Here is a 23,406-nt window from a genome sequence, read left to right on the forward strand (position 1 = left end):
ACCGTTACGTGCCGGCGTCCCAGCTCGCCAGGTATTCTGCCTGCTCGGGCGTGAGGGTGTCGATGGCGATCCCCATGCTCTGAAGCTTGAGTCGCGCGATCTCCTGATCCACCGAGACCGGCAGCCGGTGGACCGCCTTGCTCAAGCTCTTCCATTCCTTGGCCAGCAGCTCCGCGGCCAGCGCCTGGTTGGCGAAGGACATGTCCATGACGCTGGCCGGGTGCCCTTCGGCAGCGGCAAGATTGATCAGCCGCCCCTCGCCCAGCACCATGATCCGCTTGCCCTTCACCACGAACTCCTCGACCATGTTGCGCACTTCCCGCCGCTCGCTGGCGATCCGGCCGAGCCCTTCGAGGTCCAACTCGACGTTGAAGTGCCCGGAGTTGGCCACGATGGCGCCGTCCTTCATGCGGGCAAAGTGCTCCGGCCGGACCACGTGAAGATTGCCGGTGAGGGTGACGAAGAGATCGCCCAGCGGCGCCGCGTCGGCCATCGGCATGACCTGGAAGCCATCCATCCGCGCCTCCAGCGCCGGCAGAGGATCGACTTCCGTCACGATGACGTGGGCCCCCGCTCCTCGTGCACGGCTGGCCACACCTCGGCCGCACCACCCGTAGCCGGCCACCACCACGGTGCTCCCCGCGAGCAGCAGGTTGGTGGCGCGGACGATGCCGTCCAGCGTCGACTGGCCGGTGCCGTAGCGGTTGTCGAACATGTGCTTGGTGTTGGAGTCGTTCACCGCGACGATGGGGAACTGGAGGATGCCCTCCTTGGCCATCGCTTTGAGACGGATGACGCCGGTCGTGGTCTCCTCGGTCGATCCCCGCACCGCGCCGACCAGCGCCTGGCGCTCGGCCGCCGACAGGCCTTCCACCCACTTCCGGATCGGCGGGGCCAGGTCATCCAGCCGGTTGAGCGCGATCATGTGGAGCGAGCCCACCAGGTCGGCACCGTCGTCCTGGGTCATGTCGGGCCCGAACGCGAGCGCCTGCGCGATGTGGGTGTAGTAGGTCTCGTGCCCTTCGCCCTTGATGGCGTACACGTGGACCCCATGGTCCCGCACCAGGTGCGCCGCCACGTCGTCCTGGGTGGAGAGCGGATTGGAGGCGCAGAGCGCGATCTCGGCACCGGCCGCCCGCAGCGTGGCCATCAGATTGGCCGTTTCGGTGGTGACGTGGAGACAGGCCGAGAGCTTGAGCCCCTTGAGCGGCTGCTCCTTACCGAAGCGGGCGCGGATCTGCCGGAGCACCGGCATGGAGCGCTCGGACCATTCCGTCCGGCGCTTCCCCTCGTCGGCCAGCGCGATGGACTTGATGTCGTGCGATACGGTGTCGGTGTGGACGCTCATGCGCTCCTCAACGGGCGGCCGACAGCAGATCCCTCACGCGGTCGGTACGCTCCCAGGTGAAATAGTCGACCTTCATCTCTTTCCCATCACCCTTGTACAGGCCGGTGAAGGGCTTGCGGCCGAAGTGTCCGTAGCTCGCCGTCTGCCTGTAAATTGGCCGTTTGAGCTTGAGCACGTCAATGATCCCTTTCGGCGTCAGGTCGAATACCTGATCCACGATCTTCTCCAGCCGGGCGTCGGGCATCACTCCGGTGCCGAAAGTCTGGACCATGATCGAGACCGGCTGGGCCACGCCGATGGCGTAGGCGATCTGCACCTCGCATCGGCGGGCCAGCTTGGCCTCGACGATGTTCTTGGCCACCCAGCGCGCGGCGTAGGCCGCCGAGCGATCGACCTTGGAGGGGTCTTTCCCGCTGAATGCGCCACCACCGTGGCGTGCCATGCCGCCGTAGGTGTCCACGATGATCTTGCGCCCGGTGAGCCCCGCGTCGCCGTGAGGACCGCCGATGACGAACCGACCGGTCGGATTGATCAGGAATTTGGTGCGCCGGTAGTCGATCCGTGCCGCCTCCAGCACCGGCTTGATGACCTCCTCCACCACTCCCTCGCGGATGGTGCTCTGGGCCAACTGGCGGGAGCCGTTGCGCTCGGCGTGCTGGGTGCTGACTACGACAGTGCGCACCGCCACCGGGCGATCGTTCTCGTATTCCACGCTGACCTGCGACTTCCCGTCGGGGCGGAGCCATTCGATCGGCCGGTGGCCGTTGAGTCCCTTCCGCACGGCCGCGAGCCGCTCCACGATCCGGTGCGCCAGCATGATCGGGAGTGGCATGCGCTCCCGGGTCTCGCTGGTGGCGTAGCCGAACATCATCCCCTGGTCGCCGGCGCCCTGCAGCTTGCTCTCGTCCGAGTCCACCCCCATGGCGATATCGGCCGACTGGCGGTCGATCGACGTCAGCACCGCGCAGGTGCGGCCATCCATCCCGTAAGTGGCGTCGGTGTAGCCGATCGCTTCCACCGTCCGGCGGACCAGGTCGGGAATGTGGACGTAGGTCTTGGTAGTGATCTCGCCTGCCACCACGGCCATACCCGTCGTCACCAGGGTCTCACAGGCCACCCGCCCGGCCGGGTCCCGCGAGAGGATGGCGTCCAGGACCGCATCGGAGATCTGATCGGCGACCTTGTCGGGGTGGCCTTCGGTGACGGATTCGGACGTGAAGACGTGACGCTTGGAAGCGGCCATGGCTAGCGGGTTCCGTGGGTGAGAGAGAGGCAGAGCGCCCGTCAGGACGCCGGCTTGCCGGCTGGCAAGGTAGCCACCCGTCCCCGCCCGGGCAACGCCGAATTGGGATCGAGCAGGCGGACGTCGATGTATTCCCCGACCACGCTGCGGAGCGCTTCGGAAACGTCGCTCGAGCTCGCGGCCGAGAGGGCGGACTCGGCCGCCTGCCGCGCGGCCGGCTCGGGCACGGTTCGCACCACCCATTTGACCAAGGGCAGCGCGGGCGGCGAGACGCTCAACTGGTCGTATCCCAGACCGATCAGCAGCACGGCGCTCAACGCCTCCGACGCCATCTCGCCGCAGACGCTCACCGGCACACCCGCTGCACGGCCCACGGCGAGCACCTGCTGGAGCTGGCGCACGATCGAGGGGTGGTGAGGGGTGAACCGGTCGGCCAGTCGCGCGTTCCCACGATCCACCGCCATGGTGTACTGGGTGAGATCGTTGGTCCCCACGCTGAAGAAGGCGCTCACCTCGGCCAGCCGGTCGGCGATCAGCACGGCCGCCGGGGTCTCGATCATGACGCCTACCGGCACGGACTCCGCCGCCCGGATCCCAGCCGCCTTGAGGGCGGCCGCCTCCTCCTCCATCATCGCCCTGGCCTCCTCCACCTCCTCCACCAAAGTGACCAGCGGCAGCATGAGGCGGATATCGCGGCCGGCGGCCGCGCGCAGCACCGCGCGCAGCTGGGGCCGGAATACCTCGGGCTCATCCAGGCAGACCCGGATCGAGCGCCAGCCCAGGAACGGGTTGGCCTCCGCCGAGGTTTTGAACGCCACTGGGAACTTGTCGCCGCCGAGATCGTAGCTGCGGATCACGATCGGATGGTCGCGAAAAGCGGATGCGACCCGGCGGAAGTAGTCGGTCTGCTCGTCCTCGGTCGGCAGCGTGGCGCGGCCGGTGAGGAGGAACTCGGTCCGCAGCAGGCCAACCCCCTGGGCGCCGAAGCGGACGGCCTGCTCGATCTCCTCCGGCAGGTCGACGTTGCCCATGAGCTGGATCTCGCGCCCATCGGGCGTCACCGCAGGTGCTTCGACCACCGCCTCGAGCTGCAGCTCCAGGCGGCTCCGGCGGCTCACCTGTGTCTTGGCATCGTCCAGCTCGTCGCGGGTGGGGTCGAGGATGATCGTGCCGCTCTGCCCATCGAGCAGCAGCATCGTGCCGCCGGGGATCTGGGCGAGTGCGCCGACCGCGCCCATGACCGCCGGGATGCCGAGGGAGTGCGCCAGGATGGCGGCGTGGGCGGTGCGGGTGCCCTCCTCGCTCACCAGCCCGACCACGTGCTCGCGGTCGAGCTGCACGGTGAGTCCGGGGGAGATCTCCTGGGCCACCACGATCACCTGCTCGTCCGCGGGGATGGACCACAGCTCGTGCGCCGAGCGTCCCATCAGGTGCGAGAGCATCCGGAGCTGAATGGCGTTGAGGTCGGCCAGCCGCTCCCTCAAGCGGGCGGCCCCGGCCCAGTGGTTCCGGAATTCCAGTGCCTTGAATTCGTAGGCGGTCTCGGCGCTGAGCTGGTTGTTCCGGATCAGGGTCTCGACGGAGGCGAGGAAATCCCGATCCTGCGCCATGAGGATCTGGGCGTCGAAGATGCGGGACTCCTCGGGGCCGGCGCGCTGGAGCACCCGTTCGCCCAGCTCGGTGAGGTGGGAAACGACGTACTCCACTGCCTCGTGCAGGCGGCGCACCTCGGCGTCGACCTGGTCGGGGCGGACGGCCCGGTCGGGAACGTCGGGAAATTCCCAGCGCACGACGAAAGCCGGGGCGCAGACCACCCCTGGCGAGACGCCGATTCCTCGAAGTGCGCGAGTCATGGTCACTCCTCTCCGAATCCGCTGGCCACCAGCTTCGCGAGTGCCTCCACGGCCTGCGCGGCATCCGGGCCATCGGCCCGGATGATGATCGAGCTGCCGCATTCCGCCGCGAGCATCATCACGCCCATAATGCTCTTCCCGTTGACCCCCACTCCATCCTTGGCGAGCTCCACCTCGGAGTTGAAGCTGCTGGCCAGGCGCACGATTCTCGCGGCCGGGCGGGCGTGCAACCCGTCGCGGTTCACGATGGTGGCTTCTCGCTCGATCACAGTCCGACCCACCGGAAGAACAGCAGCAGCGCCACGGCGAGCAAAGCGAACCGCACCGTGGTGAGCGCAGTGCCGTACCAGCGGGTCACGGCCGCGCCCACCACAGCCACGGCCAGCGCGCCGACCCCGCCCGCCCAGCCGAAACCGGTGAGATACCAGCCCGCCACCACCGGTACCGCCGCCCCGATGGTGAATCCCGCTACCGGGCCGATCCGCTCGATGGCGCGCGGAACCCAGGAGCCACCGATGGCCGCGCCCACCCGCATGCCCGAGTCGAACCCGGTGCGAAGCGCCCAGACCGCGGTGCCGAGCCGGAGCAGGTTGTAGCCGAGCAGGAGACCGGCGATGGCCCACCAGCCGGCGCCCAGGACGGCCGCCACCAGGGCAGCACCGACCAGTGCCGGTACCAGCCCGGCCCAGAACAGCTCATCCCCCATGGCGCCGAGCGGGCTGCAGAGCGCCCGGCGCAGCCGGTCGATCTGGTCGCCGGGGACCGCCTCGTACTCCGCCCGGACGGTGGCGCCGAGCGCGAGTCCGGCGAGGTTGGGGTTGCAGTTGAAGAACTCGGTCGACCGGACCACGGCCTCGCTGTGCCGCACCGGATCCACGGTCTTGAGGTCCTCCAGCAGCGGCTCCGCCGCGTAGCCTATGCCGACGCCGAGCATGCGCTCGTAGTTCCAGGTCCCCTGCACGGCGAAGAGCCGGAGCAGCGCCCGCCAGCCGCCGGTCACCGCAGCACCGCCAGCAGGATGCCGGCGGCGACGCCCGCCAGCAGCCATTTGAGTCGAGCGCCCCGGCCCGCGCTCCGGACCGCGCCGCCGGCGGCGGCGGAGATGCCCGCGCCGATCACGACGAGGGTGAGGCCCACCGCGGTGCGCCGGTCCAGGTGCACGTAACGGGTCATGCCCGATGCGAGGGCGAGTCCCAGGAGCGTGAGGCCCGCTCCGCGCGCGGCGTCGCGCAGCAGCGCCCCGTACTGCAGCCGGCGGATCGCCCGGCTCTCCCCGGCGGCCAGCGCGGCGGCGTGCTGTTGAATCGCCCGCGCATTCGACCGCCGCACGAGCTGCAACGTCCACCCGCCGAGCACGGCCAGCAGCAGGCCGAGGGTGACGCTCAGCCCCAGGCCCAGCTCCCAGGGAGCGCCGGCGGCGAGGGTCGCGGCGGCCACCGTGGCCGGTCCGTAGTCAGGGTAGCGCACCGCCCCAATTGGGAGCACGTCGAGCGCGAAGAGCTCCAGCAGCACTCCGACCCTGAGGCCGGCTTCGAGGTCGCCCACCAGCCAACCCGCCACGGTTCCCGCGACCAGCGGCCGGGAGAGCATCGCCTGGGGAACGCTCACCAGGTCGAGCGCGACCAGAGCGCCCCAGAGCACCAGGAGGCCGGCCGCGTGCAGTGGCAGCTCGCTCATGGCAGCGACCTGAGCGCCACCGCCGCCGTGGTCGGCAGGTCCTGGGCGGAGACGTCGGCACCGGCCGCCTCGATGGCGAACAGGCGGCGCAGCTCGTCGTCGGTCAGATACAGATAGGGGAGCCGCTCCCGCCGGCCCGGCCGGTGGTGGATGCCGCCAAGGTTGATCCGGTGAACCGCCACCGGGTTGGCGGTGTGGAGCGCGCCCATGGTCTCGACGTCGCCGGTCAGGATCAGTCCCCGCCGTCCGTTGGAGCTGAGCTCGGGCAGCAGGGCCGACGCGTCGGCCAGCGTGACGAACCGGATCTCGATCTCCGGGGAGAGCGCCATCCGGTAGAGCTCCTGCTCCCAGGGGCTCGCGGCCACGGTGTCGTCGACCAGCACGATGAGGTCGATGCCCAGCGGCCGACCCCAGCCGATGACCACCTGGCCATGCACCAGCCGGTCGTCCACCCGGCACAGCACGATCGCCATCAGGGGATCCGGATACCCTTGGCGCCGGCGGCGGCCGCCCGGCTCGCGGCCTCATCGGGCGGGAGCGCGCGGTGGAAGACGAAATCGACCAGCATGGCGAGGTTCACGCCGGTCACGACCTTGACGCCGTCCATTGCGCGGAGCCGGTTCAGCACCGCGAACAGGCAGGAGCCACTGGCCAGGTCGACGAAGACGATGGCCGGGCCATGGTCCACCGCCCCGGCGACCCGGTCCTCCAGGGTGCCACGGTCACAGCCGGTGTTGGACACCGGGGTGAGCGCGTCGGCGACGCCGCTGATCTGCACCGCCGCATCGACCAGCGCCTTGGCCAGCGCCCCATGGCAGACCACCACGCCGCGGAGCGACTCACTCATAGTCTTCCTGGAGATACTCACGCACCCCGCGTTGCTCCTTCATCCGCTTGATCAGCCGCTGGTTGAACGCCGCGGCCACGTCCACCCCGGAGTAGCGCAGGAGGTGCATCATCGCGACCACCTCCGAGATCACCGTGATGTTCTTTCCCGGATTGAGCGGCACCACGACTCGCGGCACCGCGACGTCCAGAATCATGGTCTCCTCCCGGGCGAGGCCGGTCCGGTCGGTGTCACGGGCGGTCTCCCAGTCGTCCAACTGGACCACCACCTCGATCCGCTTCTGCTGCCGCACCGAGCGGACGCCGAACAGCGCCGGGATGTCGATCAGCCCGATGCCCCGGATCTCCATGTGGTGTGCCGCGAGCTCGTGTCCTCGGCCGATCAGCACGTCGTTGCCCCGGCGGGTCACCTGCACCACGTCGTCGGCAACGAGCCGGTGCCCACGCTCGACCAGATCGAGCACGCACTCGCTCTTGCCGATCCCGGAGCGGCCGATGAAGAGGAGCCCGACGCCGTACACATCCGCCAGCGACCCGTGCAGCGTGGTGCGCGGGGCGAAGGCTTCTTCCACAATCGGCTTCACCCGGCGGTAGAACTCCGCGGTCTTGAGCTTGGTCCGGAGCACCGGCACGCCGCGCCCCCGGGCCAGCTCGAGCAGCTCGGCCGGCACCTCCAGCCCCTTGGTGACGAAGATGCAGGGAAGGTCGAACCCGAAGAACTTGGTGAGGGTCGACTGCCGCTCCTCCGCGGCCAGGGAGTTGAGATAGGTGATCTCGGTCTCGCCGAAGACATGGATACGGTTGGGGGCGAACCGGCCGGTGTAGCCGGCCAGCGCCAGGCCCGGGCTCGCGACTTCGGCTTCCGGCAACTGGCGGTCCAGCCCGAGGTCCCCGGTCAGGGCCTCGAGCTGGAGCGGGTCACCCCGCCGGGAGACGAAATCGCGGAGTCGGAGCATCAGGAGGGCTTGGGCTCGGAGGGGCGGGAGCGCCGGGGGCGGGTGGACGCGCGCTCCAGCTGGCGGCGGAGCCGCTCTTCCGCGCGGTCCAGCGCGCTACGATGATCGGCTCCCTCGCCCCGGGCCACCAGGGTCTCGCCACCGGCCACGTGCAGCCGCACCTCCACCGTCTGCTGGGTTCCCTCCGCGTCGAACACGACGGTCGACTCCATCGCCCGGGGGGCCATGCTCCCCAGCCGATCCACGATCGTCTGGGTGCGCTCCCGCAGTCCGTCGGAGATTTCGCAGTGGCGGGCGGTGATCGTGGTCTGCATAGTGCCTCCTCCTGACTCAGCCCAGCGCCGAGCCGGCGATGATGTCTTCGAGATGACGCTCAGTCATGTCCGCGGTGCGATCCCAGGTCAGCCCTTTTGCGAACGTCCGGGCGGCTCGGCCCAGCCGCTCGACCAGCGCGGGCGCGCTCGCCAGCTCCAGCATTCGGGCGCTCAGCGCCGCCACGTCGCCGTGCGGCACCAGGAACCCGGTCTCTCCATGCCGCACCGAGTCGCGCAGCCCGGGGCTGTCGGAGGCCAGCGAGAGAGTGCCGCACGCGGCCGCCTCCACGACCGTGATGCCCCAGCCCTCCTTGGGCGACGGAAAGACGTTGGCCCAGCAGCTTCTGAGCAGCGCCAGCTTTTCGGCGTCGCTGACGAACCCATGGAAGGTTACCGCGTCGGCCACTCCCAGGCTGGCGGCCAGGCGCTTGAGCTCCGGACCATGGTTGCCGGCGCCAGCGATGTCGAGCCGGAGGTCGGGGCGCAGCCGGCGGCTCACGGCCAGCGCTTGGATGGCGAGCCCTATTCCTTTATAACGCTTCAGCCGTCCCACGTACAAGAAGCTGGGCGCCGCCGTCCGGGGGACCGCCGGATCGGGCGCGTAGTGGACAGCGTCCACCCCGGGATGGATCACTCGCACTCGGCCGGGCGGCACCCCGCGTCTTACCAGATCGTCACGGGTGCTCTCACTGATCGCGTGGAACGCCGCGTGACGATAGGCCCGCGCCAGCGGCCGTTCCGCCGCCCACACCGTCGCCGCGATCGGCCAGGACGCCTCCTGGAACGCGGTCTCGCCGAACAGGTGGGGAACGATCGCACAGAAGGGCAAGTTGGTGACACCGGCCAGGAAGAGCGGGAGCTTGTTGATGTCCTCCACCAGGATATCGGGGCGTCGCTCGCGCAGCGCGGCCCGGACAGCGCCTCGCCCGCGGAGCGCGAAGCTGTTGCGTCCGCCCACCCGAAGCACATCCACACCATCGACCCACGCTCGGGCCGGGGCCAGGCCCCAACCGGAACAGACCAGGCGCACCTGGTGCCCCCGCGCCGCCAGCCGGGAGAAGATCTCGAAGAGATGGATCTCCGCGCCGCCCGCTTGCGGATTCAGGCGGTCCTGCCAGTTGACGACCAGAACGTTCATCGGCGGTCGGCGCGCCGGGTTCCGGTCACAGGCGGCCGAGCGTGCGGGCGATGCCATCGAGCACGCCGTTCACGAACCCGGGCGCCCGAACGCCGCCGAACCAGTGGGCCAGGTGGACCGCCTCGTCGATGATCACCTTGGGCGGCACCTCTCCCCGCTGGAGCTCGTGAATGCCCAGCCGCAGGATGTTGCGCTCCACCACCGCGATCCGGCTCATCCGCCAGTTCTCGCTGGCGCGCGCCGCCTGCTCGTCGAGCGCGCCGACCTCCGCCACCACTCCCCGCGCCAGCTCCTCCGCCCGGTCAAGGATGCGTGGCTCCGGTCCAGTGAGGCGGGACAGCCCGCTGGCGACCGAGGGTATCGGTGGCCCGCCCTGCAGCTCCCAGGCGTACAGCAGCTGGACCGCGCGGGCACGGCTCTTGGTCTCAGGGCGAAGCATCGGCGCCCCGGAGCTGGGCCAGCACGTCGGCGGCCTCAAGGGCCGCGGCGGCCGCCTCGTGCCCTTTGTTGCCCGCGCTGCCACCGGCACGGTCGACCGCCTGCTGCATGGTATCGACCGTGAGCACGCCGAAGCCGACCGGCAGCGAGTGGCGCAGCGCCACCGCGCCGAGCCCACGGCTCGCCTCGCCGGCCACATAGTCGAAGTGCCGCGTATGGCCCCGGATGACGGCGCCCAGGGCCACCAGACAGGCGTACTTCCCGGTGGCGGCCGCTCCCTCCGCCACCACCGGCAGCTCGAACGCGCCCGGCACCCACACCACGTCCACCTGCTCGCGCGGAACGCCCGCCTCGCGGCAGCAGGCGAGCGCGCCATCGAGGAGCTTGGCGGTGATCACCTCGTTGTACCGGCTCACGAGGATCGCCACGCGCCCGGTCGGGCGGAGGCGGGAGGTGAGATCAGCCACGGGTCAGTGGGCGAGAAGGTGGCCGAGCTTGTCGCGCTTGACCTGGAGATACCCGCGATTCTCCTGGTTGGGATCGGTCACCAGCGGCACCCGCTCGACGATCTGCAGGCCGTAGCCGTCGAGGCCGACCAGCTTGCGCGGGTTGTTGGTCATGATGCGGATCGAGGAGAGCCCGAGATCCCGCAGGATCTGGGCGCCGATGCCGTAGTTCCGGAGGTCGGGCGCGAAGCCGAGCCGCTCGTTGGCCTGCACGGTATCGGCACCGGCATCCTGCAGGGCGTAGGCCCGCAGCTTATTGAGCAGGCCGATCCCCCTGCCCTCCTGGTCCAGGTAGACGATCACGCCCTTTCCCTCCTGCGCGATCATCTGCATGGCCCGGTGGAGCTGGAACCCGCAGTCGCACCGCTGGGACCCGAACACGTCACCGGTGAGGCATTTCGAGTGCATGCGCACCAGCACGTTGCTCTGCCCGGCTACCTCGCCGTAGACCAGCGCGACGTGCTCCGCGCGGTCCACGTCGTTGCGGTAGCCGATGATGGTGAACTCGCCGAAGTCGGTTGGAATGCGCGACTCCGCCACCCGGTGCACCAGCTGCTCGGTCTGCAGCCGGTGCGCCACCAGCTGGGCCACGGTGACGAACGTGAGCTTGTGCTGCTGGGCGATCTCCTGCAGCTCCGGCCGCCGCGCCATCGACCCATCGGCATTGAGGATCTCGCAGATCACGCCGCCGGGCATGAGCCCCGCCATGCGGGCCAAGTCCACGCTCGCCTCGGTCTGTCCTACCCGCTGCAGCACGCCGCCGGGCCGGGCCCGAAGCGGAAAGATGTGGCCCGGCCGCCGGAGGTCGGAGGGGAGCGTGGCCGGATTCATGGCGACGTGAATGGTGGTAGAGCGGTCGCTGGCCGAGATCCCGGTGGTGACCCCGAAGCGCCGCTCGGCGTCGATGCTCACGGTGAACGCGGTCGAGAGCTCTTCGGTGTTGCGCTCGGTCATCTGGGGGAGCCCGAGCTGGTCGCAGCGGTCGCCGGTGAGCGCCAGGCAGATCAGCCCGCGCCCGTGGAGCGTCATGAAGTTGATCATCTCCGGGGTGGCCAGCTCGGCCGCGCAGACGAAGTCACCCTCGTTCTCGCGGTCCTCGTCGTCCGCGACGATGATGATCTTCCCGTTGCGCAGGTCCTCGACGGCCTGCTCGATAGTGCCGAAGGTGCTCATGTCGCTCCCGGTTCCCCGCGGGGCCGCAGCAGCTCGGCCACGTACTTGCCGATCGTATCCGCCTCGAGATGGACCCGGTCTCCCGGGCGGCGGTCCCCCAGCGTGGTGTGCTGTAAAGTAAACGGGATCAGCGAGATCTGAATCAGCCCGGGCGCGGGAATGGCGTTCACCGTGAGGCTCACACCGTCCACAGTGATGGAGCCCAGCGGCACCGAGACCCGGGCCACGTCCGGCGGCACCCGGAGGTCGAGCAGCCGCGCGTCCTCGCGCTCCACCACGCGCTCCACCGTTCCGACCCCGTCGACGTGCCCCTGCACCAGGTGCCCGCCGAGCCGGTCTCCCACCTGAAGCGCACGCTCCAGGTTCACCCGCTGCCCCGGCGCGTAGCTCTCGAACCGAGTGCGCTCGAGCGATGTGCGAACGATCTGGGCGTTGAACCCACCAGGCTCGACCCGCTGCACCGTGAGGCAGGCGCCGTCCACCGCGATGCTCTCGCCCGGCTCGAGTCCGGAGTAGGGACACTCGATGGTGAGCTCGAGCCCACCCGAGGTCGGCGACGCGGCGCTTACCCGGCCGACCGCGGTGACGATGCCGGTGAACATCAGGCCCGATCCAGGACCAGCAAGGTGTCCTCGCCCAGGGCGCGCCGCTCCACCACGCTCCATCGGTCGGCGCCGGCCAGCGGAATCGAGGGCAGGCCGGCGAACGCGGGCGCGCCTCCCGCGCCGAGCCAGAGCGGGCTCTGCACCCAGTAGTAGCGGTCCACCAGCCCGGCCGCCAGCATGGCTCCCGCCAGACGCCCACCGCCTTCCACCAGAAGCGAGTTGATACCCCGGGCGCGGAGCGCCCCCAGCGCCGCGGCCAGATCCCTGGACCGCTCCACCTGGACACCGCACCGCTGGAGCGACTCCACCCGAGCAGCGGCCGCGAGCGGTGACACGACGGCGAGGGTCGGAAGGTCGCCGGCAGTGCGCACCAGGGCGAGGGAAGTCGGTAGATCGGCATCCGCGGCAAAGACCACCCGGACCGGAGCCACCCTGGGGCGACGTTCCCCGCGGACGGTGAGCTCCGGATCATCGGTGCGGGCGGTGACCCCGCCGACTGCGATGCCGTCGAAACCGGCGCGCAACCAATGCACGTGGTCCCGCGCTGCCGGCCCCGAGATCCAGCGGGAGTTCCCGTTGGCGTCGGCGATCTTGGCGTCCATGGTGGTGGCGAGCTTGAGGGCGACGAACGGCCGGGAGGCGTCCCGGATGCGGTGGAGGAACACGGCATTCTGAGCCGCCGCGGCGTCGGCCAGCAGGCCGATCTCCACCTCGATGCCCGCATCTCGCAGGCGCGCGGCGCCGCCCGCGGCGACGGGATTGGGATCGGCCAGCGCGGCAACCACCCGGCGCACGCCCGCGCGGATCAACGCTTCGGTGCAGGGCGGCTGCCTGCCCTGATGGGCGCACGGCTCCAACGTGACCACCACGGTGGCCCCTCTCGCCTGCTCCCCCGCCGCCGCGAGCGCCACCGTTTCCGCGTGGCGCCCTCCCAGCTCGGCATGCCAGCCCTCGCCCACGACCTGGTCGCCGGCGAGCACCACGGCACCGACCAGCGGATTGGGCTGCACCCGCCCCCAGCCCCGCCAGGCGAGCTCGATTGCTCGGGTCATCGCCTCCCGTTCGTCCACCCGGACGCTACGTGCCCGTGCGGCCGGTGAACCGCACCACGGCTCGCCCGGGCCGGATCTCGCCCAGACGCCAGGCGGCCACGCCCTCCGCCTCGGCGGCCTGCTGCGCGGCCGGTACGGCGTCGGGCGGCAGCACGGCGATGAAACCGACGCCGAGGTTGAAGACTTCCCGCATCTCGTCGGTGGAGATCTGTCCTGCATCCTGCAGTGTCGCGAAGAGCGGCGGCAGGCTCCAGGAATCAGCATCGACCACCGCCTCGGTGCCCTCACGAAGTATTCGCACCAGGTTGCCCGGAATGCCGCCGCCGGTGATGTGGGCCATTCCGTGCATCCGGCCGAGGACCGGCATCACGCTGCGGAAATAGCTCCGGTGCACGGCGAGAAGCGCATCGGCCACGCGCCGGCCGGTGCCGGGAAGTGGATCGTCCAGCTTGAGCTGCATCCGCTCGAAGAGGATGCGTCTGGCGAGGGTATAGCCGTTGGTGTGCAGGCCGCTGGAGGCGTACGCCAGCAGCACGTCGCCCGGCATGATGGCATCCCCGTGCAGCGCGGCGTCCTCGTCCACCACGCCGACGATGGTGCCGGCGAGATCGTAGGTGCCGCTCCGGTACAAGCCCGGCATCTGCGCGGTCTCGCCTCCGGCCAGCGCCATGCCGTGGACCCGGCAGCCGCGGGCAATGCCTTCGACCAGCCCGGCGATCTGCTCCACGCCGAGCGCAGACCCGGCGATGTAGTCCATGAACGCAATGGGCACGGCACCGTGCACCAGGATGTCGTTCACGCTGTGATTGACCAGGTCCTCGCCCACGCTGTCGAACCGATTCGCCTCCAGCGCGACCAGGACCTTGGAGCCGACCCCGTCGGTGCTGAGCACCAGTGTCGGACTCCGCATCCCCGCCGGCACCCGCACCATTCCGCCGAAGGCTCCGACCTTGCCGACCGACAGCGCTGTCCGGGTACCGGCCACGGCGGCCGTGATCCGCGCCTTGGCCGCCTCGGCCGCGACGAGATCGACCCCCGCAGCCGCGTACTCCCGGGCCTCCGTCCGGATCTCACCCGTGCTCTTCACGGCATGGCCTCGGCGAAGCTCACGTGGGTGAGGTCCTGGAATGCCCGGACCCGTGCCTCCACCTGTTCCCGGGTGATGCTCTCGAAGCCACGGATGCCAAACTGCTCGACCGCATAGGAGCCCATCGCCGCGCCGTAGACCATGGCCCGGCGGATATTGTCCTCCGAGACGGTCCCCGTCCGGGCCAGATAGGCCATGAACCCGCCGGCGAATGCGTCGCCCGCGCCGGTCGGATCGAAGACGTTCTCCAAGGGGAAGGCGGGGACGTAGAACGTGCGGGTGGGCTCGATCAGGAGGGCCCCGTGCTCGCCTTGCTTGATGACCACCCGGGTGGGGCCGTTCGCGAGGATCCAGCGGCCGGCGCGATGGATGTTCCAGTCACCGCTCAGCTCCCGCGCCTCGCTGTCGTTGACCAGGAGCACGTCGACCCGGCTCAAGAGCTCGAGCAGCACCGACTTCTTCAGCTGGATCCAGTAGTTCATCGTGTCGCACACCACCAGCTTGGGCCGCTGGACCTGGCTCAGCACCCCGAGCTGCAGCTGCGGGTCGATGTTGCCCAGGAAGAGGAACTCGGCCGAGCGGAACGCGTCCGGCAGCTTGGGCTGGAAGTCGGCGAAGACGCCGAGCCGGGTCTCCAAGGTCTCCCGGCTCTGGAGATCGTAGGAATACTTTCCCTTCCAGCGAAAGCTCTCGCCCTGGGCGTGCTCCACACCCGACCAGTCGATGCCGCGAGGTGACAGCCGCTCCAGCTCCGCGAAGGGGTAATCGGAGCCCACCACGCCCACCACCTGCACCGGACAGAGCAGCGAGCCCGCAACGGCGAAGTAGACCGCCGACCCGCCCAGCGCGTCCGCGGTCTCGCCGAACGGCGTAAAGATGGAATCGAGCGCGATGCTGCCGACGACGAGGAGGCTCATCCAGTCACATCCGGTCGGGGGCGCTGATGCCGAGGACGGCAAGCGCGTTGGCAAGGACGATGCGGGCGGCACGGGCCAGCAGCAGGCGGGCATGCTCGGTGGCGGGCCCCTCGGGCGCGCCGACCGCGCGGGTGTGGTGGTACCAGCCGTGCACCACGGTGGCGAGCTCGTGGAGGTAGACGGTGACCCGGTGCGGCTCGCGATCGCGCGCGGTCTTCTCTAGCACCTCCGGAAAGGTGACCAGCTTCTTGAGCAGCTCCATGTCCTGCGCGGCCGGCAGCGCCCCCAGGTCGAGCGCTCCGCTGACCGATTCCGCCGCACGCTCGGCGGTGCGGAAGATGCCGCTCAGCCGGGCGTGGGCCATCTGCACGTAGAACACCGGGTTCTCGTCGGTCTGCTTGAGCGCGAGCTCCACGTCGAAGACCATCGGGGTTTCGCCCTTGGTCCGAAGGAAGAAGTAGCGCGCCGCATCGACGCCGACTTCCTCAAAGAGATCGCGCAGGGTGACGAATTCGCCCGAGCGCTTGGACATCTTCACCTCTTCGCCGCCCCGGACCACCTTGACCAGCTGCACCAACGCGACGTCGAAGAACTCCGGCGCGAGGCCCAGCGCGGCGAGCACCGCGCGCATCCGGGGGATGTACCCGTGGTGGTCGGCACCCCAGACGTCGATGGCCCGGTCGAAGCCGCGGTCGCGCTTGTCCAGGTGATAGGCGATGTCGGGCACCAGGTAGGTGAAGCTGCCGTCACGCTTCCGCAGCACCCGGTCCTTGTCGTCGCCGAACTGGGTGGTTCGCAGCCAGAGCGCGCCGTCCGCGTCGTAGGTGAGGCCGCGCTCCGCGAGCAGCGCCAGGCCGCGCTCGACCTCGCCGGAGCGGTAGATCGCCTGCTCCGACGACCAGACGTCGAACTTCACGCCGAAGAGCTCGAGATCGTGCTCCTGCTCGGCGCGCTGGAGCTCGAGACCGAGCGCGCGGCAACGCCGAAGCCCCTCCTCCTCCGGAAGATCGGCGAAGCCGGGTCCCTCCCGTTGCAGCACCTGGCGCGCGTTCTCCCGCAGGTACTCGCCATGGTAGCCGCCCTCCGGAATGGCGGCAGGATAACCCGCCTCCTCCCGCACGCGGGCCCAGAGGCTCTGGCCCAGCTTGTCGATCTGGACCCCGGCGTCGTTGATGTAGAACTCCCGCACGACGGTGTGGCCGCTCCACTCGAGCAGGGAGGCGATGCCATCGCCCAGGGCAGCCCCGCGGCCGTGCCCCACGTGCAGGGGCCCGGTGGGATTGGCGGAGACGAACTCGACGTTCACCTTGAGCCCCGCGCCAAACGTGGATCGCCCGTACGCCGGACCGGCCTCCAGGATCTGGCGGTGGGCCGCGGCGAGCTGATCTTGCGCCAGCCAGAAGTTGATGAAGCCGGGCCCGGCGATCTCCGTCCTGGACACGACCGTGGGAGAAAGCTCCAGTTCCTGCAGCACCCGCTCCGCGGTTTTCCGTGGATTGGCGCGCTCCCGCTTGGCCAGCACCAGGGCCAGGTTGGTGGCAAGATCGCCGTGCCCGGCGTCGCGGGGACGCTCCAGCACGAAGTCGATCCCGTCGGCGCCGAGCCGCGAGGCCACGCGCGCGAGCTCGAGGCGCAGGGTCTCGGTCACTCGTCGCTTGCCTTCGCGCGACTCTTGCCGGAGCTGGGCTTGGTCGAGGCGGGCTGAGACCTGGAGGCAGGCTCCGGCTTGGCCACGGCGTCTGTTTTCGCTTCGGTCTTCGGCTGGGCCTTGGGCTCCGCCGCGGTGGGCTCGGACTCGGTTTTCCGGGGACCCTTGCCGTCCTTACCGTAGTCCGTGATGTAGAAGCCCGACCCCTTGAACACCAGTCCGGCGCCGCCCGAGATCTTTCGCGTGGCGATCTTACCGCAGGCCGGGCACTTGGCCCGCGGCTTGTCGGTCATTTTCTGGAACCTGTCGAAGACGTGACCGTCGGGGCACAGGTACTCGTATGTCGGCATGGTCGCTCGCAGGGATAAACGAAGTCAGCCGATAAAGTTAGCCGAGACTCCGCGGCACCTCAAGCGGGCAGGTGCTGGAGCGCCGGTCACGGCGCGCGGTAGACGCCCCAGACCTCGCGCATGGTATCGCTGATCTCGCCCAGCGTAGCCCGGGCGCGGACGGCGGCCAGGATCGGAGGCATGAGGGGGGCGGTGCCGGCCGCGGCCGCACGCAGCGAGGCGAGTGCTTCCCCGACCTTGGCCTGGTCCCGCGTCCGCCGGGCTTCGCCTACCCGGTTCCGCTGGCGCTCCTCCAGCGCGGAGAAGTCCGGCACCTCGAGCGCGAGCGGTGGCGATTCGTCGGTGAACCGATTCACCCCGACCACCACGAGATCTCCCGCCTCCTGCGCCTTCTGCACCTCGTACGCGCTCCGGGCGATCGCGTCCTGGAAAAACCCCAGCTCGATCGCCCGGGCGGCGCCGCCGAGCTGGTCCACCTGATCGATCAGCTCGCGCGCCCCGGTCTCGATCGCGTCGGTCAGGCTCTCGACGTAGAAGCTGCCGCCCAGCGGATCCACCACCTCGGCCACACCAGACTCGTAGCCCAGCACCTGCTGAGTGCGCAGCGCCAGCGTGGCCGAGGCCTGGGACGGCAGCGACAATGCTTCGTCGTAGCCGTTGGTGTGCAGCGATTGCGTCCCGCCCAACACCGCGGCCAGGGCCTGCAGGGTCACCCGCACGACGTTGTTGAGCGGCTGCTGCGCCTGCAGGGTGACCCCACCGGTCTGGGTGTGGAATCGCAGTCGAGCGGTGGCATCTCCCGCCCCGAAGCGCTCTCGCACCAGTCTGGCCCAGAGACGCCGGGCGGCGCGGAACTTGGCGGCCTCTTCCAGGACCTTGTTGTGACTGGCGAAGAAGAAGGAAAGCCGGGGGCCGAAGGCATCGACGGCGAGCCCCGCTTCGGTGGCCACCCGGATGTACTCCAAGGCGTTGGCCAGGGTGAATCCCACCTCCTGCACCGCCGTCGCCCCCGCCTCGCGCATGTGGTAGCCGCTGATCGAGATGGGGTTGAAGCTCATCCCCTCCTCGGTCACGAAGCGGAAGATGTCGGCCACCAGGCGGAGCGACGGCGCCGCGGGATAGATGTACGTCCCCCGGGCGATGTACTCCTTCAGGACGTCGTTCTGCACCGTCCCGGTGAGCCGGGCGCGCGGGATGCCCTGCTCCTCTCCCACCACCACGTACATGGCGAGCAGGATAGCCGCGGTGGCGTTGATGGTCATCGAAGTCGACACCCGGTCGAGCGGAATCTCGCGGAAGAGCTCGGCGAGATCGTCTACCGTGTCGATCGCCACCCCGACCCGCCCCACCTCGCCCAGGGACATCGGGTGATCCGAGTCGTAGCCCATCTGGGTCGGGAGGTCGAACGCGGTCGAGAGGCCCATCTGGCCAGCCGCGAGGAGCTGGCGGAACCGACGGTTGGTATCCTCGGCGGTACCGAACCCGGCATACTGGCGCATGGTCCAGAGCCGGCCGGCGTACATGTCGGGATAGATCCCGCGGGTGAAGGGGAACTCCCCGGGGCGGCCGAGATCTCGCGCCGGATCTCCGGCCCAGTCGCCGGGGCCGTACACCTTCGTCACAAGGCCGGCTGGTAGTACGAGCCGCTGACCCGGGAGGAGCTGAACACCCGCCGGATGGTGTCCGCCACGAACCCGACGTCTTCCCGTGAGCCGATCACCAGAGGCGTACGCTGGTGCAGGCTGGCGGGCACGATGTCGAGGATTCGGGCCACTCCGTCGGTGGCGCTCCCCTCGGCCTGCTCGGCGAGAAAGGCCATCGGACTCGCCTCGTAGAGCAACCGGAGCTTGCCATTCGGGTTCCGGGTATCGGCTGGATAGAGGAACACGCCCCCGCTGATCAGGTTGCGGTGAAAATCCGCGACCAGTGAGCCGATATACCGGCTGTTCTTGGGCTTGAGCCCGTCGGGTATGTCCCCTTTGAGGCCCCGCACCGCCGTCTGCACCGCCTTGTCCCAGCGGCCGAAGTTGCTCTCGTTGACGCTGTAGTAGGTGCCGACTCTGGGCGTGATGATCTTGGGATGCGAGAGGAGGAACTCGCCAATCGTGGGGTCGAGGGTGAACCCGTGGACTCCCTGGCCCGTGGTGTAGACCAGCATGGTGCTGGAGCCATACATCACGTACCCCGCCGCCACTTGGCGGCATCCGGGCTGGAGCACGTCGGCGGAGGTCCCCCGCCCCTCCAGACTGACCCGCCGATAGATGCTGAAGATGGTCCCGACCGCGGAGTTCACATCGATGTTGGAGGAGCCGTCGAGTGGATCGAACAGCACGGCGTACTTGCCCGCGGGATATTCCGGCGGCACCGGGATGATCTCAGCATCTTCCTCCGATCCCATGGCGCACACCCGGCCCGTGTGCTTGAGACAGTTCTTGATGGTCTCGTTGGCCAGCACGTCGAGCTTCTGCTGGCGCTCGCCCTGCACGTTCTCTCCGCCGGCGGCACCCAGGACATCGACCAGGCCCGCCCGGCGGATGGCGGCCGCGATCAGCTTGGCAGCCAGCGCGATATCGTAGAGCAGATTGGAGAGCTCCCCGGTGGCCTCGGGGAAGCGGACCTCCTGATCCAGGATGAAGCGCTCGATGGTGGTGACGGATGTCTGCACAGGCCCCCGAGGATGGAAGGATAGGCAACGAACCTCAAGCAGATCGGTTTACGGCTTCCGGCTCACCGCACATCATAGCTCACCCGCGCGCGCTTCGATTCGATGGTCATCCGCACCCCGTCGGTGACCACGCTGACGGTGCCCTCGCGGTCGGTCCGATGCATGTCCACACCGTGGGCCGCCAGCCGCTCGAGCGTGGCGGGCGCGGGGTGTCCATAGTCGTTCCTGCCCACTGAGATCACCGCGGCGGTCGGGTGCAGGCTGTCCAACCACTCGTCACCGGTGGCTCCGCGGCTGCCATGGTGCCCCACCTTGAGGAGGTCCACGCGGCGCAGCCGGCTCCGCATGTCCGCTTCGGCCGGCAGTCCGGCGTCGCCCGCAAAGACGGCCTGAAACGCCCCGAACTCCACCAGGAGGACCAGCGAATCCTCGTTCACGTCCTCTCCCCAGCCGGACCACCCCGGGCTGGGGTGCAACACCGTGAAGCTCACGCCATCCACGCTGAAGTGCTCGCCGGTCCGGCCAGGGTGCCAGGGCACCCGCCCCACGCGCAAGCCGTCGAGGAATCGGAGATATCGCGGATCGGGCACCGGTGCTCCCGGCTCGAGCACCAACGCTGCCGGCAGCCGCCGGAGCACGCTGGGCACCCCACCTTCGTGGTCCGCATGGGCATGGGAGACGACGACCAGGGTGAGGCTTCGGACCCCGTGCCGCTCCAGAAACGGGACCACCACCCGACGGCCGGCGTCCGCGCGCTCGTCGGCCGGTCCGGCATCGACCACGATCCAATGTCCCCGGGGAGTCCGCAGCACCGCGGCATCGCCCTGTCCGACGTCGAGAAAATGTAACGTCAGGTCCCGATCACTGTCAGCCGATCCGGGGACCGCGGTGCGGGCCAGACTGAGCCACAGCACCGCCGCCGCGCACCAGCCCGTCCGGCGCCCGGCTTCCGCCAGGGTGTTTCGGGTTCCCATCACCCAGAGGGCCACCCCCAGGACCGCCACCCAGACGAGCACCACACGCGGGTCTCCCGGCTGCACCAGCATGTGCCCGCCGGGAATGGCCGCACCGGCGGACGCGGCGAGCTCCAGCAGATGGAGCCCGAGCCCCGCGCCGGCGGCAAACGGCCGGGCCAGGGCCGGAGCGAGCGGGTAGAGCAGCAGGCTCGCCAGCACACCCGGCACGGCGATGGCCGCCAGTGGAATCGCCACGAAGTTGAGCGCGATACCTGCCAGCGCCACGGTGCCGAGCGCCCCCGCGGTGATCGGGGCGGTGGCGAGCGTGGCGCCGACCGAGGACCCCAGCGTGCGCCAGAGCGCACCGGTGCCGATCGCGCGGTCGGTCCAACGGGTGAACCGCGACGCACCCCAGAGCGCCGCTGCCGAGAGCCAGCCGCCCAGATCCAGAATGGCCCACGGGTCCACCAGCAGGACCGAGAGGCAGGTAGCGGCGAGTAACGCGTCCGACTGCACGTGCCGCTGGTGCACCCGGGAGCGCGCCGCGATCGCGGCCAGTGCCGCGGCCCGCGTGGCCGGCGCCGGCCAGCCCAGAAAACCGACGTATGCCGCGCTGACTGCCGCGGCGAGGACCAGCGCGCGGGAACGACCGAGCCCGAGCAGACGGCCGAGCAGGAAGACCCAGGCAGTGATCAGGCCGACGTGGAACCCCGAGATCGACAGCAGGTGCACCAACCCGGACTGGGCGAACCGATCCTGCAGCTCGGGATCGATGCCCCCCCGGCGGTTGAGCATCAGGGCGTCGACCAGCGGGGCCCGCGCGCCGTAGAGTGACAGGCTCGCGCCGGCGAGGACTGTGCGTAGTCGCGCCGCGAGCCCCGGATGGCCGCCAAGCGGCCCGACCTCGATCACTGCCAGCGACCCTGCGGGCCGGCCACCCGGGCCCGGCGCCGGTATCCAGACCGCCACCGCAGGGCCGTGCAGCCCCGCGTCGGCTGGCCGTCCCGGCGGCCAGCGGGCGGCCACCGCCCCCACGCATCCCGTTCCGACGGGTTTCACCATGAGTCGCCCGCCTTCCCGCGGGGCAGGCTCCAGCAGCTCGATGGTGAGACGCAGCCGCCCGGGCGGCAACCGAGCCGGACAGCGGGTCCGCTCGCCCTCCCGGGCGAGCTCACCGGTCACCCGCCCCGCTGCCGCGGCAGCCGACAGCACAATGGGTAGCGGTCCGCCGATCAAGGGCGCGGCGAGGAGAAGCACCGCCATGCCGAGCGGGCTGCCGAAATGCAGAAGGCCGGTCGCGAGACCGGCCCCGTAGCACGCCGTCAGCAGAATGGAGGGTCGCGGCTTCACCGGCCGCGCCTCAGGAAGGACTTCGGCTCTTCCTGCCGCATCGCGGCGCCGCGGAGATCTTGCGGAGGGATTCCATCATGGCCACGTCGATCGGCGCCCGACTCTGCTCTTTTTCCAGGTTGATCTCGGTGACCACCGACCCGGTGGGGCTGGACACGTACCGTGGCGGAACCCGGTTGAGCGCGTACACCATGGCATCGTCGCGGCACACCTCGCACCCACAGAAATCGGGGAAGTGCGCCCGCAACGCTTCGTAGGCGGCGAGGACATGCTCCTCGGCCAGATTGCGGATCACAGGACCGCCAGTTCGGGCGTGACCACCGCGCCGGTGAAGGTGGAACCGGTCGTGCCGGTGAGCCTGACGTCGTAGTAGCGTCCCACCGCGTCGGCCGGGAGATCGAGCAACACCAGATGATTGGTCCGGCTGCGGGCGAGCATGAGCCCGCCCCGCCGGGCCGGCCGCTCCACCAGCACCTCGTGCACCTGGCCCACCCGGGCCACGTTCTTACGGCGCGCATTGGCGCGGACCGCCTCGATGAGCCGCTCCAGCCGTTCCGACGCCACCTCGGCGGCAACGTGGTCCCTGAGCCGCACGGCGGGCGTGCCCTCCCGAACCGAGTACTTGAAGGTGTAGGCGTCGTCGAAATCGGCATCGGCCACCAGGCTCAGCGTCTCGGCGAACTGGGCCTCCGTCTCGCCGGGGAAGCCGACGATGATGTCGGTGGAGAAGGTGATGCCCGGGACGGCTTGCCTGAGGCGCTCGACCACCTCGAGGTAGACCTCGCGGGTGTAGCGCCTCAGCATGCGGCGCAGCACCGCGTTGGAGCCGCTCTGCACCGGCAGGTGGACGTGCTCGCACACCGCCGGCGTATCGGCCATGGCCTCCGCCACCCGGTCCGAGAAGTCGGTCGGATAGGGGCTGGTGAAGCGCAGGCGCCGCACGCCGTCCAGGGCTCCGACGGCCCGGAGCAGGTCGGCGAAGTCGTGCTGGCCGTCGTAATACGAGTTGACCGTTTGCCCCAGGAGTGTGACCTCGGTGGTGCCGGCCGCCGCCAGCTCACCGACCTCGCGCACGACCTCGCTCAGCCGGCGGCTCCGCTCCGGGCCGCGGGTCTGCGGCACGACGCAGAAGGTGCAGCGGTAGTCGCAGCCTCGCTGTACCGTGACGAACGCGGTGGGGCCTTTCTCACGCGCCGGTGGGACGTCCTCGTAATGCTCCCACTCCCGGAACTCGACGTCGCTGACCCGCCGTCCCGCTCCGGCCAGGCCGATGAGGGTGGGAAG

General features: G+C 69.8%; 25 protein-coding genes. All 25 read right to left on the reverse strand.

The genetic code is table 11. The features are described from left to right. Positions 1-4 precede the first annotated feature (4 nt). Positions 5-1,348, reverse strand: coding sequence for an adenosylhomocysteinase (gene ahcY, locus VHR41_14985; protein HEX3235502.1), 1,344 nt, complete (start codon positions 1,346-1,348; stop codon positions 5-7). A gap of 7 nt (positions 1,349-1,355) precedes the next feature. After that, entirely contained in the window at positions 1,356-2,591 is a 1,236-nt protein-coding gene (metK, locus tag VHR41_14990; GenBank protein HEX3235503.1) for a methionine adenosyltransferase, read from the reverse strand. A 41-nt stretch (positions 2,592-2,632) separates the two neighbouring features. Next, the gene (gene ptsP, locus VHR41_14995; GenBank protein ID HEX3235504.1) at positions 2,633-4,444 is read right to left on the reverse strand and encodes a phosphoenolpyruvate--protein phosphotransferase; all 1,812 of its coding nucleotides are present in this window, start codon (positions 4,442-4,444) and stop codon (positions 2,633-2,635) included. A gap of 2 nt (positions 4,445-4,446) precedes the next feature. Beyond that, positions 4,447-4,713, reverse strand: coding sequence for an HPr family phosphocarrier protein (locus VHR41_15000; protein ID HEX3235505.1), 267 nt, complete (start codon positions 4,711-4,713; stop codon positions 4,447-4,449). Then, positions 4,710-5,444, reverse strand: a complete 735-nt coding sequence (locus VHR41_15005) for a PTS system mannose/fructose/sorbose family transporter subunit IID (GenBank protein HEX3235506.1) — start codon at positions 5,442-5,444, stop codon at positions 4,710-4,712. Before VHR41_15005 ends, VHR41_15000 begins: the two co-directional genes overlap by 4 nt. Next, positions 5,441-6,121, reverse strand: coding sequence for a PTS sugar transporter subunit IIC (locus tag VHR41_15010; protein HEX3235507.1), 681 nt, complete (start codon positions 6,119-6,121; stop codon positions 5,441-5,443). Before VHR41_15010 ends, VHR41_15005 begins: the two co-directional genes overlap by 4 nt. After that, positions 6,118-6,594 (reverse strand): PTS sugar transporter subunit IIB, encoded by a 477-nt coding sequence (locus tag VHR41_15015; GenBank protein ID HEX3235508.1) that lies wholly within the window; start codon positions 6,592-6,594, stop codon positions 6,118-6,120. Before VHR41_15015 ends, VHR41_15010 begins: the two co-directional genes overlap by 4 nt. Next, entirely contained in the window at positions 6,594-6,968 is a 375-nt protein-coding gene (locus VHR41_15020; GenBank protein ID HEX3235509.1) for a hypothetical protein, read from the reverse strand. Before VHR41_15020 ends, VHR41_15015 begins: the two co-directional genes overlap by 1 nt. Then, entirely contained in the window at positions 6,961-7,923 is a 963-nt protein-coding gene (gene hprK / locus VHR41_15025; protein HEX3235510.1) for an HPr(Ser) kinase/phosphatase, read from the reverse strand. Before hprK ends, VHR41_15020 begins: the two co-directional genes overlap by 8 nt. After that, entirely contained in the window at positions 7,923-8,237 is a 315-nt protein-coding gene (locus tag VHR41_15030) for an HPF/RaiA family ribosome-associated protein (GenBank protein HEX3235511.1), read from the reverse strand. The genes hprK and VHR41_15030 overlap by 1 nt, the downstream gene beginning before the upstream one ends. Before the next feature lie 16 nt (positions 8,238-8,253). Continuing rightward, entirely contained in the window at positions 8,254-9,375 is a 1,122-nt protein-coding gene (locus tag VHR41_15035) for a glycosyltransferase family 4 protein (GenBank protein HEX3235512.1), read from the reverse strand. Between the two features lie 25 nt (positions 9,376-9,400). Then, on the reverse strand, positions 9,401-9,814 hold the full coding sequence (gene nusB / locus VHR41_15040; GenBank protein ID HEX3235513.1) for a transcription antitermination factor NusB: 414 nt from the start codon (positions 9,812-9,814) through the stop codon (positions 9,401-9,403). Continuing rightward, positions 9,801-10,241, reverse strand: a complete 441-nt coding sequence (gene ribH, locus VHR41_15045; protein HEX3235514.1) for a 6,7-dimethyl-8-ribityllumazine synthase — start codon at positions 10,239-10,241, stop codon at positions 9,801-9,803. Before ribH ends, nusB begins: the two co-directional genes overlap by 14 nt. A gap of 42 nt (positions 10,242-10,283) precedes the next feature. Continuing rightward, on the reverse strand, positions 10,284-11,492 hold the full coding sequence (locus VHR41_15050) for a bifunctional 3,4-dihydroxy-2-butanone-4-phosphate synthase/GTP cyclohydrolase II (protein ID HEX3235515.1): 1,209 nt from the start codon (positions 11,490-11,492) through the stop codon (positions 10,284-10,286). Then, on the reverse strand, positions 11,489-12,094 hold the full coding sequence (locus VHR41_15055; GenBank protein HEX3235516.1) for a riboflavin synthase: 606 nt from the start codon (positions 12,092-12,094) through the stop codon (positions 11,489-11,491). The genes VHR41_15050 and VHR41_15055 overlap by 4 nt, the downstream gene beginning before the upstream one ends. After that, positions 12,094-13,149: a bifunctional diaminohydroxyphosphoribosylaminopyrimidine deaminase/5-amino-6-(5-phosphoribosylamino)uracil reductase RibD gene (gene ribD / locus VHR41_15060; protein ID HEX3235517.1), complete on the reverse strand. Its 1,056-nt coding sequence runs from the start codon at positions 13,147-13,149 to the stop codon at positions 12,094-12,096. Before ribD ends, VHR41_15055 begins: the two co-directional genes overlap by 1 nt. 25 nt (positions 13,150-13,174) lie before the next feature. Further along, a complete protein-coding gene (purM, locus tag VHR41_15065) occupies positions 13,175-14,236 on the reverse strand; it encodes a phosphoribosylformylglycinamidine cyclo-ligase (protein HEX3235518.1) in 1,062 nt (353 codons plus the stop codon). After that, positions 14,233-15,153: a PfkB family carbohydrate kinase gene (locus VHR41_15070; GenBank protein HEX3235519.1), complete on the reverse strand. Its 921-nt coding sequence runs from the start codon at positions 15,151-15,153 to the stop codon at positions 14,233-14,235. The genes purM and VHR41_15070 overlap by 4 nt, the downstream gene beginning before the upstream one ends. Before the next feature lie 4 nt (positions 15,154-15,157). Then, positions 15,158-16,801, reverse strand: a complete 1,644-nt coding sequence (gene argS / locus VHR41_15075; GenBank protein ID HEX3235520.1) for an arginine--tRNA ligase — start codon at positions 16,799-16,801, stop codon at positions 15,158-15,160. After that, entirely contained in the window at positions 16,798-17,151 is a 354-nt protein-coding gene (locus VHR41_15080; GenBank protein ID HEX3235521.1) for an FmdB family zinc ribbon protein, read from the reverse strand. The genes argS and VHR41_15080 overlap by 4 nt, the downstream gene beginning before the upstream one ends. 86 nt (positions 17,152-17,237) lie before the next feature. Continuing rightward, positions 17,238-18,773: a methylmalonyl-CoA mutase family protein gene (locus VHR41_15085; protein ID HEX3235522.1), complete on the reverse strand. Its 1,536-nt coding sequence runs from the start codon at positions 18,771-18,773 to the stop codon at positions 17,238-17,240. Further along, positions 18,770-19,816 (reverse strand): class 1 fructose-bisphosphatase, encoded by a 1,047-nt coding sequence (gene fbp, locus VHR41_15090; GenBank protein ID HEX3235523.1) that lies wholly within the window; start codon positions 19,814-19,816, stop codon positions 18,770-18,772. The genes VHR41_15085 and fbp overlap by 4 nt, the downstream gene beginning before the upstream one ends. A 62-nt stretch (positions 19,817-19,878) precedes the next feature. Continuing rightward, the gene (locus VHR41_15095) at positions 19,879-22,122 is read right to left on the reverse strand and encodes a DNA internalization-related competence protein ComEC/Rec2 (GenBank protein HEX3235524.1); all 2,244 of its coding nucleotides are present in this window, start codon (positions 22,120-22,122) and stop codon (positions 19,879-19,881) included. A gap of 10 nt (positions 22,123-22,132) precedes the next feature. Further along, a complete protein-coding gene (locus VHR41_15100) occupies positions 22,133-22,417 on the reverse strand; it encodes a late competence development ComFB family protein (protein ID HEX3235525.1) in 285 nt (94 codons plus the stop codon). Next, positions 22,414-23,406: MiaB/RimO family radical SAM methylthiotransferase (locus VHR41_15105; GenBank protein ID HEX3235526.1), on the reverse strand; the 993-nt coding region annotated here is incomplete at its 5' end. The genes VHR41_15100 and VHR41_15105, both read right to left, overlap by 4 nt.

It is taken from the genome of Gemmatimonadales bacterium (assembly GCA_036265815.1).
Taxonomy (GTDB): Bacteria; Gemmatimonadota; Gemmatimonadetes; order Gemmatimonadales; family GWC2-71-9; genus CAVVWJ01.